The organism is Neobacillus dielmonensis, assembly GCF_000612665.1.
Lineage (GTDB): Bacteria > Bacillota > Bacilli > Bacillales > Cytobacillaceae > Neobacillus > Neobacillus dielmonensis.
Genome location: NZ_HG942074.1, coordinates 155,265 through 167,553, shown reverse-complemented (window position 1 = coordinate 167,553; position 12,289 = coordinate 155,265). Strand labels below are relative to the sequence as shown.

Genomic DNA, 12,289 nt, shown 5'->3' with positions numbered 1-12,289 from the left:
ATCCCTTCGAAGGATTACTATTTAACTTTATATTAGGATAATAACACGCTTACATTTTAGTGTCAACGTTTTCATAAAAAAACTTTTATTTTTTTTCTTCCTTGTTTTTGTTGAGCTGATGCCGGTTTGTCACTCGATGGATATGCACGGTTAAATAAATTTCTTCATCCCTAGACAGATACCATTTAAAGTTGCTTTCTAAATAGGTAGCAATCTTTTGGGTACAATTAAAGGCCTCAGAGTATTTTAAAGAAATTTGATCATAGAAAAATTCATCAATGGTATCTTCCAGCTTTTCTCTTCGTACAAAACGGACAGCGAAAAAGCGAAGATGGGTCAAAAATCGCTCATAATTTAACGAGTTTTCGTCCAGTTCCATTTTGAAATGGTATTTCACGATGTTCAGTATGTTATTGACCATTTCAGTGACTTGAATAGCCGCTGCCATATTTTCACCTGAAAGCTGACTATTGACCAAATGCAGCGCAATGGATGCCGCTTCGTCTTCCCCAAGCCGCACACCTGTCGCTTCCTCGATTATATTAAGTCCCCGTAATGCCACTTGGTATTCTTGTTTATAGTATTTGCGTATCTCCCACTGCAGAGGATTTTTCAGCTCAATTCCCTGTTTATGTCTGCTGATGGCAAAACTTAAGTGATCGGTTAGAGCGACATACAAATAGTCATCCAATTTATACGATAGCTGAGACTGAGCATATTCAATGATTTTGGAAGCAATATTTAAATATTTCTCTGGCGTTTCTTTTAACAATTTTGCCAGTTTTTCCGTCATGCCCTGTGTCTCCAGCACAAACGTCTTCTCTATTTTAGAAGCATCAATTTCCTGACCGACTTTTTTCTGGAAAGCTAGCCCTCTGCCCATGACCACAATTTCTTGATGTGCTGCATTAGTTGATACGACGACATTATTGTTTAAGATTTTTACTATTTCCATAACGCACTCGTCCTCGATTAATGTATTTATAATAACGATAAAAAACAAACCTAAATTTGCAAAAAGACACAACTAAATAGTCATCTTTTTACAAATTTAGGTTTTGCCTGCAGAGCAGTAACAATCCATCTAATATTCAATATAAATAATAATTGATTTTAAACTTTTTCAATCGTGGCTGTCAATCCTATTTTTGCAAAATTTGTCGAATTCACACGTTTTTTCTAAACACATAGTTTCCTTCACCGATTGCAAGTGTCGTTCCATCTAATTTTTTTGATGTGGTTTTAAAATGAATTTGGGTGAGCTGGTTGGTATCTCCTTTTGTGAAAATAAATTGCTTGCCTCCAATTGCCAGACTTGAAGAACCAACCATCGGGAGATTAAATAGTTGCTGCCAATGCATTGCTGCAGCCTCAGGGTTTGACACAGTAAAAACGGCACTTTCAATGGAAACATCACCCGCCGGATGGTTCTGGATTACCCCTGTTTCAGCTAGATTCTTTAACCGTTCCTCATCGGACTCCTTCCACTGAATAAAAAACGGATATACCAGCCCATGAAAATCACCATCAATGGTGACCATCTTCCATTCAATCAATTTGCCTCGGGAGTCCAACCGTTTTCCTGCCATAACGGGTGACGGCTCTATACCGTTTGCCGTTAACCTTCCAACTGTCTCATCTATATTGTCTGTACGAATGGCAATTCGTCTCAATGCCTCATTATTAGGCAATAACTTAACGGTGTCTTTAACTAATACGTTTGGCCCCTCCAAACGAATAGCCACGTCCCGATGCTCAACCGCTAAAAACTCAACATAGGTCAATCCAAAATAGCTCAAAGCATTATATGTTCCCCAATTTGTGTGAGAACCTCCTTTGAAAGCAAATAGTCCGTTGTCCCGAAACATTTTTATTGGTTTTTGGAGATCATTAACATAATGAACGACATGGTCCCAATGCAAAGTCGTCAATATACCCACTCCCATCACGGCGCTTGGCTGCTTATAAAGCTAATTGCCTTTCTTTAACAATAAAATGGAGTAACACTGATTTCAAGTTTTATCCAGAGTGTTTACAAAAACAAAACGTACAAAGGAATTGACTTAGGGAAAAATACATCTGAAACTACAAATAAGGCTTTATGTTACAATCATTGTATTGGAATAAATGGAGACTTAAACTGCAGGGTGTGTGTTTTATGAAAAAAGTTGGATTAGTCATGAGAAAGATACAGTTTACAGAAAACCATGGACCTCGAATTTTTGCGGAGCGATTAAAAGCGATCTGCCATGAGTTTGGGGTTGAGATTGTGTTCATATCACCGGAACGGTATGTTAGTGGATATGACCATCTTCCAGGGTACGAACATGAAAAAGGCGATTTAGTCAATTACGATATTGTTTTGGACAAACTCTATGCTGAAAACATTGACCATGTAATTTATACGGTATCAGGTTTTACTTTTTTAAAGATGTTTATAAAAAATAGCGTGCTATTTCCGCATAGTTTTCCTGATCCAGCCCTGACTGGCTATGAAATGATGAAACCTTTTTACGCCATTGTCGACAAGGCCATCGTTCAGACCGATTTTCTCAAACAGGAGTTGCACTCAAAGTTTGGTGTCAATGATGTCACGGTGATTCCAATAGGGTTTGATGAACGTTTAGCTGAAAAGCATTTTGACCCTTCGCAAATCGTCGACAACCGGGTGCTTTGGATTGGCAGGGACGAAGAGAATCGCCAGCCCGCTCTGGTGTTAGAATATGCTAGACAAAATCCTCATGCCGAAGTGGTCATGGTATTTGGCGGGGAGCGATATCGGGAAAGTGTGAAGAAATATACAATACCGGACAATGTGAAGCTAAAGTTTGCACTATCACAGGATGAAGTTTTTGCTTTGATGAATACAGCTAAAGTGTATTGGAATAGTTCTAAGTTTGATACGTTCGCCATGCCGTTAACGGAAGCGTTGGCAATGGGAAAAATAATTGTGAAACCCTCACATCCTTGTTATAGCCACATAGATTCAACACATGCTTTTTCAGGTAACGATCAAAACTGGTTTGAGCTAGTAAACATGGCTCTTGCCTCACCTGTTAAATATTCCTTGGACAATCGGTTAGCTGGTTTCGAGAGATTCTCCAGCACCGTGATGAAGCAGGGATATTATGACTTCTTCGATCAATGGTTTGCTGGTAAATTAACGGGGCCTGTCCCCCAGCCGATTAACGCTTTACCACAGTAAATATTATTGCCCCTTCTCCTAATTAGGAGGGGTTCTTTTTGTTTATCATTTCACGTTAGGTATGCATGAGATATAATGATATTTAAGGAGAGGTGAATACATATGAAATACCGTGCATTAGGAAATACTGGATTAAAGGTGAGTGAAGTAAGTTTCGGGACATGGGCAATTGGCGGCAGCTGGGGAAAAACCAATGATGAAGAAGCCCTAAAAGCTCTCCAATACGCCATTGATCAAGGTGTAAACTTCTTTGATACTGCTGACGTATACGGTAATGGGCATAGTGAGGATTTGCTAGCTAAAGCAACAAAAGGGAAGGAAGATCAAATTTATATCGCTACAAAGTTTTGCCGTCAAGGGGATATTACCGACCCCAATAATTATTCTTATGAAACCATAAGCTCTTATTGTGACGCTAGTTTAAAGCGTTTGCAACGAGAAGCGATTGATCTCTATCAAATCCACTGCCCAGCAACGGAAATATTAAGAGACGGAGAAGTTTTCCATGTATTAGACAGGCTCCAAAAGGAAGGAAAAATCAGAAACTATGGGGTTAGTGTAGAATCCGTCGAAGAAGGATTGATTTGCTTAGAACACCCTAACGTGAAAGCGTTACAGGTTATCTTTAATATCTTCCGTCAAAAACCATTAGAAGAACTTTTTCCAAAAGCCTACGAACAAGGAGTCGGCATACTTGCTAGGGTACCGCTTGCTAGTGGATTACTGACAGGCAAATTTACAAAAGAGCATGTCTTCGAACAGGACGACCACCGCCGATATAATGAAAGTGGAGAATCGTTTAATGTTGGTGAGACATTTGCCGGCGTTGGGTTTAAAAATGGCGTTGAACTAGCAGATCAATTGAAGTGGATTGGCAAAGGAAGACCATCAATGGCCAGTGCTGCATTACGCTGGATTCTTGACCAAAAAGAAGTATCCTGTGTAATTCCAGGATTTAAGAACGTCCAGCAAATCGACAGCAACCTACAAGCATTGGATACAGTATCTTTCACTCAGGAAGAACTGGACAAACTCAAAAACTTCTATCATGCTCAAGTTAAAGATATAATTCAAGGCGTTTATTAATAAATTGACGATATAAGTGAAATTTTAAAAGAGCATCCAACCGATGGATGCTCTTTCACTGTACAATAATGTTATCCCATCAAGAAGCTTTCCCCGGGAAATATCGACAAGATCCGTGTATTTTCATTTTAAATATTGGTTTCTGACCAGCTCCGTCAGCCCTATTTTTTCAAGATAATGGATTGGAGCAAGAAAGGTAATCGTCACAACCCCAGGGTGGCGCCCTATTTCTATTGACCCAGTTATAGTAGCGCGGTTCATCACTTCAGGGATGGTTATACCAAATAATTCGGCTGCCCGTTTTAGTCCAATATCGGTTGCCTCATTTAGGTTTGCACCGGTACCGATGATTGAGATTGGGAGTGATTCTTCCAATTTCTCTACTCCCCATTGATTCGCTACACTTAGCGCCCTCTCTTTCTCAGCATTAGTCATCGGCTTTGCTAAATATGGCAAATCCTCCTCTACTGGTAAAAGGATTGGTCCTTCAAGTTTCAGGCCTTTTATCACATGTACCTGCAGCGAAACAATACCGGCAACATCAGTTGTATGACCGGCAATCTCACCATTTCCCTGCATGGCATGCATATCCCCTATATAAACACCGCCACCAGGGACTTTTACCGGACATAAAACAATTGCGCCTTCACGGACCCGATTAATATCCATATGGCCATCCGTGCGCTCTTCAAGTTGTTCTTTAGAAAGTCCGTATTCATGTGGGGCATTGATTAAAAACTGCCCAAAATCACCAGCATTGTGTGAGTCAGGAAACTTTCTCGAAGGAGTGGTTCCAAGCTGGCCCAGAAATGGCCGAAGTCTAGCAACCGTTCCAACCATATCGTGTGGCGCAAACGTCACAATAGGATTTTGAACAGAGTTTTCAGGAGTTGACATGTATTTTTTCCCGTCTGTTGCGACCTTTTCAGCGGCTGCTTTATTTAATGTAACCCCGATTTTTCGATCAGGATCGAAAGCAATTGTATAGCCGTTTGTAAACACAAATGGAGTCACATCAGCCCCGCAATTTTTACAGCGGATTGCCTCTGGCCCTGTTCCATCTATAAATGTTTCAGGGTGCATTTCTCCACATTCAGGACATTTGACTGCAACAAATGGATCACCTAGAAACCTACCCTCAACAGGTTTATCATTTCCGGACGAAGTAACGGTTGACGTAACTTGAATATTTTTAATCTTGATTGCGATTGCATCACCGACTTCTGCTCCTTCAACATACACGGGCTTTGTCACTTCATGGCCCCCGCGAAGGCAAGGAGTAATCATCGGTCCCCAACAGCCTGGCGCTGTATTGGCAATAATGTGCCCACCATCTTCGACAGGTCCAAGCATCTCCTGGTCAGGATCCAAAATTCCATTGGTAAATTCATTTACAAATATCGTTTGTTTCGCCACCATTCTCAATCCCTCCTAAAAGTATCTATGTAATTACATTCATTATAACGCATACTGCTGTATATTTTTGGTAATAAACTGAATTTTCACAGGATATTAATTTTTAGCCACTAAAATTGGTTATAAAAAAGATGCCTGATTTCCATCACAGAAATCAGGCTCTATTTTTTCAAAAGAAATAGTAATTATTTACCGTTATATTTCATTCCCATATAAGCATTGCCGGAATAAAGTTCATCGATCATTTGCTTTAATCTTTTTTCCCTTGTTTCTGGCCGTTTAGCACGAGTAATCCAACCAATGTAATCATTCTGTTGATAAGGAGGCCTTACCTTGTACTTTTCCATTAGCCCCTCCTCCTCTAATTTGTTTTTTACATCCTCCGGCATCGGATAAACTGGGCGTTTTAACCTTGACGCATCGATAAAATCACATCCTTTTCCTTACCTACGAACTTAACCACAGCTCCATTGCCGCATCGAGTTCTTTGGATAATTCCAGCTTTCTAGCATACAGCCGATTAAGTTCTTCATAATCTATTTGTTCGGTGATCATAGATAAATCAATTAAACGAATCTCCCTTTCTAGGATTTCAATCTTTTCGAGAACCTTGACCGCTGCCGTATCCTTTTTGGAATCCTCCAAATTACCTTTTCGTTTGGTGCTTGCTTTTTCAACGATTGCAACGGGCCTCTGCCATACTTGAAGGGCTGCTTTCTCTTTTTCGCTCTTATAATCATCATAATTTCCAAGGTAGTTTCGCAATAAACACTCTTCTAAAGCTATTACCCGATCAGCCATTTTATTAATAAAATATCGGTCGTGTGAGATAAAGAAAATCGTTCCCTTGAAATCTTCAAGCGCTTCCTCTAAAGTCTCAATCGAATCGATATCCAAATGATTAGTCGGCTCATCCAATATTAAGAGATTGATTTCCTGATATAAAAGTATCGCCAGTTTCAGCCTACTGCACTCGCCTCCTGACAAATGCTTTACCTTTTTAAAAACACTTCTTTTGTAAAACATGAATTTTGCCAGATACTCCCGTGCTTTTCCCTCGAGGATAGAAATATCCTCCCTAAATGCCTCAAGTACCGTAAGTTCTTCATTTTTAAAAATAATGTTCTGCGGCAAATAAGCTGCCTTTACATTTGCACCTAATTCAACCACTCCTTCATCCGGCTGCACTTCACCCAACAGCATCTTTAAGAATGTGGTTTTCCCACTTCCATTCCGACCAATCAAACCCACTCTTTCTCCGTAATGAATCATCAAGTCGGCATTCTGTAAAATCACCTTGTCCTCGTAGCTTTTAAAAAGTCCGATTGCTTTAATGGTTTCTTTTCCGGACCGCTGTGTCTCTTTAAAATCAAGCCGCATATTTCTTCTTTCCAAAATCGGTTTATCGATACGCTCCATTTTATTGAGCTTCTTTTGAATACTTGCCGCTCTTCGGAAGAACTTGTCATTCCCTCCGCGCATCGCCCAGTCCCTCAAAGTCGTGACCGTCTTTTCCATATTTCCTATCTTTTTCAGCTGCTCCCGAAAATGCTCAAATTGGATTCGCATATTTTCTTCTTTCTGGCTGACAAACGAAGAATAATTGCCCTTATAGGTGATGGATTCCATATCCGCGATTTCTACAATTTTCGAAACCACTTTGTCGAGAAAATAACGATCATGTGACACAATCAAGACAATTCCTCTGTAGGTCTTCAGATACCCCTCCAGCCACTCGATGGATGGCATATCCAAGTGGTTGGTCGGCTCATCCAGCAATAGGATATCGGGCTGATGGATTAACAGCTTCCCGAGCACGACCGTCGTTTTTTCTCCCCCGCTGAGCAGGTCAAAATCCATGTTTAAAAAGCTATCGGAAAAATCAAGGCCAGTACAAACCCTGCTTAATTTCTCTTCTCGTTCGTAGCCGCCTTTTACTTCATATAACTGAAGCAAATCACTATACTTATTTAAGGCTTTCTCCAGGCCAACACCTTCCAGCGTCTTCATTTGTTCCTCTATCTCGCGCATTTGCTTCTCGATGCTGTCAATTTCCTCAAATGCCAAATTTAATACCTCAATGACTTTCAACCTTTCCGGATAAACGGGTGTCTGCTCAAGATACGCCCTGGTCGCTCCTCGTGGCTGGTGAATGAGTCCTTCATCGTATCCTGGGCTTGATGTTTGCGGATACCCTGGGTAATAGTTCATTGGTTCAATGCCTGCGATTAATTTCAAAACCGTGCTCTTGCCGCTGCCGTTCGCACCAACAATCCCAACCTTCTCTCCTTCATAGGCTTCAAAGGTTATGTTTTTTACGACAAGAGTCGCTTCCATGAATTTTTTAATACCGTTCACTTTTAATTCCAACATAGGACTTCCTTCTTTCATCCATGATTTGCAATCTTATGGACAAGGCAAAAAAGACACTATTTACTTTTCAAATGGCTCTGTTAAACGATAATGTTGATTTTTTAACCCTGTTGATTGAAGCGGAAGGCGCTCGACTCCTGCGGGAGTACGGGGCTGGGGAGACCCCGCAGGCGCTAAGCGCCGAGGAGGCACCCCGGCACGCCCGCGGTTCGCTGAGCGACAGGAGCGGAAATCAACAGCCAAATTTAACAGAGCCTTTCAAATAAAAAAGACCATAAGAAGAGGTTCTTCTTACAGTCTTGTGCACTCATGAATATAATCATGCAGCCAAAGCAGAAATTTGCTAAAGCATGCGGAATACTTAGATAAAGTATTCAAATTATAATCCCGATATCAGTAAAGAAAGTTACCATCTAATTTACCTTGGTCCATAAAGAGCATGACAAATAAGCCTGCATAATTAGGCAATTTTTCACTCCTTACAAACTCCTATTAATTTTTAGAAAATTAATATTGGCAATTAGCTGGTTCCATAAACTTACTTCCCTCCTTCGCTATTTCCCTTATTATCCCATTTTTCCATTGATTTGTAAATTATGAATTAGCCTGCGTACCCCTGAGTTAATTGATTGTTGTAGAGATCGGAATAAAAACCCTGCTTCGTTAGGAGCTGTTCATGTGACCCCTGTTCAACAACTTTACCATTATTGATGACCAGTATCGTGTCTGCCTCACAAATGGTACTGAGCCTGTGGGCTATGACAAAACTGGTTCTACCCGTCATTAGAGCCTTCATTGCCTCTTGGATATGGAACTCCGTTCGGGTGTCCACACTGCTGGTTGCTTCATCTAATATGAGAATGGCAGGACTAGCCAACACGGCTCTGGCAATAGTCAATAGCTGCTTTTGGCCTTGGCTAAGATTGCTTCCCTCCGCTTTTAACTCCGTGTCATATCCCTTGGGGAGCTTTCTGATAAACGAATCAGCATTCGCTAGACGCGCAGCTTCCTCCACTTCTAAGTCAGTCGCATTCATACGGCCATAACGGATGTTTTCCCGAATCGTTCCGGAAAACACATAAGCATCCTGCAGCACAAGTCCAATTTGTTTCCTTAAAAATTGTTTGCTCATTCTACGGATGTCTTTCCCGTCAATAAGAATCGTGCCGGATTGAATTTCATAGAATCGCGTCAACAAGTTAATAATAGTCGTTTTCCCTGCCCCCGTTGGGCCTACCAAGGCAATCATCTGGCCAGGCTGGGCATGGAACGAAACATTTTTCAGTACAGGAGCATCTGGTGCATACCCAAAGCGGACCTGGTCAAAAACGACGTCTCCGATTATTTTTTGATCAAACTCTGTTGCCTGCTCATCTAAAAATTCCGATTCATGCTCCATTACCTCAAAAACCCGCTCTGCACCGGCAATGGCCGATTGAAGTAAATTATACTGGTTAGCCAGTTGATTAATCGGCTGGCTGAATTGGCTGGAATAATTAAGAAAGCTTACGATAATTCCAATTGTGATGATATCGTAATAGGTAAAAACTCCGCCAACGGCGGCAATAATGACAAAAGTCAGATTGCGTGTCGCATTCATCAGCGGACCCATCGAACCGGAAATGCTTTGAGCTTTTAATCCCACCGCTCGCAACCGCTCATTCATTTCCCGGAATTCTTCAAGTGATTTAGCTTCCCTTCCAAATACTTTAATGACCCGCTGACCCGATATACTTTCTTGGACAAACCCGTTCACTTCACCCAAGCTCTTTTGCTGCGCAGAAAAATACTTGCGTGTATATTTGGTTATTCTTTTCGTAATTGTGGTAATGAACGGCACTGTTAAAACGACAATCAAAGTCATCCAAACACTCAAGCTCAGCATCATCACTACGCTGCCCACGAGCATAAACACACTGGAGATGAGCTGAACTACTGTCTGGTTTAGTGTATTAGACACATTTTCCAGGTCATTGGTTGTTCGGCTCATCAGTTCCCCATGTGTCCGTTGGTCAAAAAACGGAATCGGCAACTGTTGATATTTTTCAAAAAGATCTTGGCGCATGTCCCTGACGGTATTCTGGGCCAGCCCCGCGCCACATATTGCTGGAGCCAGGTAAATACCGCACCTAAAAGGTAAACACCAAGCAAAGCCAAGCCCATGTGCAGAAAACCACTTAGTTTGTGCGGAACAATATAATGGTCAATCGTTTTTCCGATTAAGTAAGGTCCCAATAGCGTGAAGCAGGAAACTAAAGCCGTGCCAATGACCACGAGCCACAGGGCTTGACGCTGCCTTTTTAAATAGGACCATATCTTAAGCAGGGTCGCCCTCGCATTCTTTGACCTTTCTTTCGGAACCTCCCCTGGACGCGGTCCCCGGTTAGACATTTGGAAAGGGTTTGGATTGCTGTTAGCTTGATTGCTGTTGTTCGACATAATCCTTCTCCCCCCCGCCGTATTGGGACCGATAAATATCTTGATAGACGGCACATGTTTCCATCAATTCTTGATGGGTCCCATATCCTGCAATCGCGCCATCCTCCATGACAAGAATTTTTTCAGCGTTGATTACAGATGAAATCTTTTGAGCGATTAAAAACGTGATACTTTCTTTCATTATATTGGCTAAGGCATCACGGAGCCGTTTTTCCGTTCCAAGGTCCAGAGCGCTCGTGCTGTCATCCAATATTAAAATGGGGGGCTTGACCAGCAGGGCACGGGCAATGGCAAGTCTTTGTTTTTGTCCGCCAGACAAATTGACGCCTCTTTGCCCCACCTTTGTTTCATAGCCATTTGGAAGTCTTGTGATAAAATCATGCGCCTGGGCGATTTTGGCAGCATTCTCAATCTCCGCTTGTGTCGCTTCGGGTTTACCAAAGGCAATATTTTCACTTATGGAACCTGTAAATAAAAAAGACTCTTGGAGAACCATTCCGATTTGGCCTCTGAGCTCTGGCAAAGGCAGATGGCGGATATCCTTCCCGTTCAGTAAAATGGAGCCCGACGTGACATCATATAATCTAGGAATCAACTGGACAAGCGTGGACTTTCCGGAACCTGTCGACCCGATGATGGCGACGGTTTCCCCTTGACCAGCCTCAAAGCTGACATCCCTCAAGACCAACTCTTCTTGATTAGATAATCCTCCATATGAAAATCCAACTCTATCAAACTTAATATGTTTTACTTGAATATTGGAATCCTTTGCTATTGGGTCACTGTTAATAGTCGGTTCCGTTGTCAGGATTTGTTGAATCCGTTTGGCTGAAACATTGGATTGTGAGATGTTTACAAGGAGGTTACTCACCATTAGCAAGGAAGAAAGAACTTGTGTGACATAGTTAATAAACGCCACCAAATCCCCCACTTGGACAGACTTCACCCAAACCAGGTTTCCTCCGTACATCAAGATGCCAACTAAGCAGACATTCATGATGAGTGTGACAATCGGCGTATTCATCGCGATAACCCGAGCAGCTTTTATGGCCGACTGTGCGTAGTTTTTATTGGCATGATAAAATTGTTCATTTTCATAATCCAAGCGGACAAAGGCTTTTACGACCCTAATGCCGGCCAAATTTTCCTGCAGCCGGTTGTTCACTGCATCTAGCTTAGCCTGGACGTTGGAAAACAGTGGATAAGAATATCGAATAATGACAATCAGGATAATAACCAAAATGAACAATGTCCCCAAAAGGATAAGTCCTAAACGGAGGTTCAGCAATAAAGCCATGGTCACGCTGCCGATTAATAATCCGGGTGTCCGGATTAGTGATTGTAGAAATATTCTTAATAGATTTTGTACCTGGACGACATCGTTGGTCATCCGGGTAATTAATGATCCTGTTTGAAAGGTATCCAGATTATCAAAAGAGAAGGTTTGCACCTTTGTGAATAGGCCTTCCCTAATATCGGCACCAAAATTCTGCGATGCCCGGCTGGCAAAAATATTGCATCCAACCCCTGCTAGTAAACCAAGTACCGCTACCATAACCATCAGTGCTCCCGTGTGCTGGATAGTTTGCAAATCCCTCCCGACCACTCCTTGATTGACGATTTTGGCCGCAAGGGTTGGCTGGAGCAAATCAGAAAATACTTCAATTAGCATAAATAAGGGTGCGATTAAAACTGATTTCCAGTATGGCTTTATGTAGTGTCTTAACCCCCACATGAAATTTCTCCTTTCACCTGACATTCTATCTACCT

General features: G+C 41.7%; 10 protein-coding genes. 2 read left to right on the top strand and 8 right to left on the bottom strand.

The features are described from left to right. Window positions 1-85: 85 nt before the first annotated feature. Together licT and BN2425_RS16115 are read right to left on the bottom strand one after the other, a co-directional pair. Window positions 86-955 carry a BglG family transcription antiterminator LicT gene (licT, locus tag BN2425_RS16120; RefSeq protein ID WP_042461587.1) on the bottom strand — a complete coding sequence of 290 codons (870 nt, stop codon included), beginning with the start codon at window positions 953-955 and terminating at the stop codon, window positions 86-88. A 211-nt stretch (window positions 956-1,166) separates the two neighbouring features. Beyond that, complete coding sequence (locus BN2425_RS16115) at window positions 1,167-1,931, bottom strand: VOC family protein (protein WP_042461585.1); 765 nt, start codon at window positions 1,929-1,931, stop codon at window positions 1,167-1,169. A gap of 227 nt (window positions 1,932-2,158) precedes the next feature. On the opposite strand from BN2425_RS16115, the gene BN2425_RS16110 reads away from it, so the two are divergent. Next, a complete protein-coding gene (locus BN2425_RS16110) occupies window positions 2,159-3,205 on the top strand; it encodes a glycosyltransferase (RefSeq protein WP_042461583.1) in 1,047 nt (348 codons plus the stop codon). 102 nt (window positions 3,206-3,307) lie between these two features. Beyond that, the gene (locus tag BN2425_RS16105) at window positions 3,308-4,291 is read left to right on the top strand and encodes an aldo/keto reductase (protein ID WP_042461579.1); all 984 of its coding nucleotides are present in this window, start codon (window positions 3,308-3,310) and stop codon (window positions 4,289-4,291) included. Between the two features lie 123 nt (window positions 4,292-4,414). On the opposite strand, the gene BN2425_RS16100 is transcribed toward BN2425_RS16105, so the two are convergent. From BN2425_RS16100 to BN2425_RS16075, 6 genes are all read right to left on the bottom strand, one after another. Next, a complete protein-coding gene (locus BN2425_RS16100; RefSeq protein ID WP_042461578.1) occupies window positions 4,415-5,710 on the bottom strand; it encodes an acetamidase/formamidase family protein in 1,296 nt (431 codons plus the stop codon). Between the two features lie 182 nt (window positions 5,711-5,892). Then, window positions 5,893-6,096 (bottom strand): YdeI/OmpD-associated family protein, encoded by a 204-nt coding sequence (locus BN2425_RS16095; RefSeq protein ID WP_042461576.1) that lies wholly within the window; start codon window positions 6,094-6,096, stop codon window positions 5,893-5,895. A gap of 58 nt (window positions 6,097-6,154) precedes the next feature. Further along, the gene (abc-f, locus tag BN2425_RS16090; protein ID WP_042461575.1) at window positions 6,155-8,080 is read right to left on the bottom strand and encodes a ribosomal protection-like ABC-F family protein; all 1,926 of its coding nucleotides are present in this window, start codon (window positions 8,078-8,080) and stop codon (window positions 6,155-6,157) included. Window positions 8,081-8,681: 601 nt separating this feature from the next. Beyond that, window positions 8,682-10,145 (bottom strand): ABC transporter ATP-binding protein, encoded by a 1,464-nt coding sequence (locus BN2425_RS16080; RefSeq protein ID WP_235714660.1) that lies wholly within the window; start codon window positions 10,143-10,145, stop codon window positions 8,682-8,684. Continuing rightward, complete coding sequence (locus BN2425_RS23140) at window positions 10,070-10,519, bottom strand: hypothetical protein (protein WP_235714659.1); 450 nt, start codon at window positions 10,517-10,519, stop codon at window positions 10,070-10,072. The genes BN2425_RS16080 and BN2425_RS23140 overlap by 76 nt, the downstream gene beginning before the upstream one ends. Then, window positions 10,494-12,254, bottom strand: a complete 1,761-nt coding sequence (locus BN2425_RS16075; RefSeq protein ID WP_042461571.1) for an ABC transporter ATP-binding protein — start codon at window positions 12,252-12,254, stop codon at window positions 10,494-10,496. Before BN2425_RS16075 ends, BN2425_RS23140 begins: the two co-directional genes overlap by 26 nt. Between the last annotated feature and the right edge of the window lie 35 nt (window positions 12,255-12,289).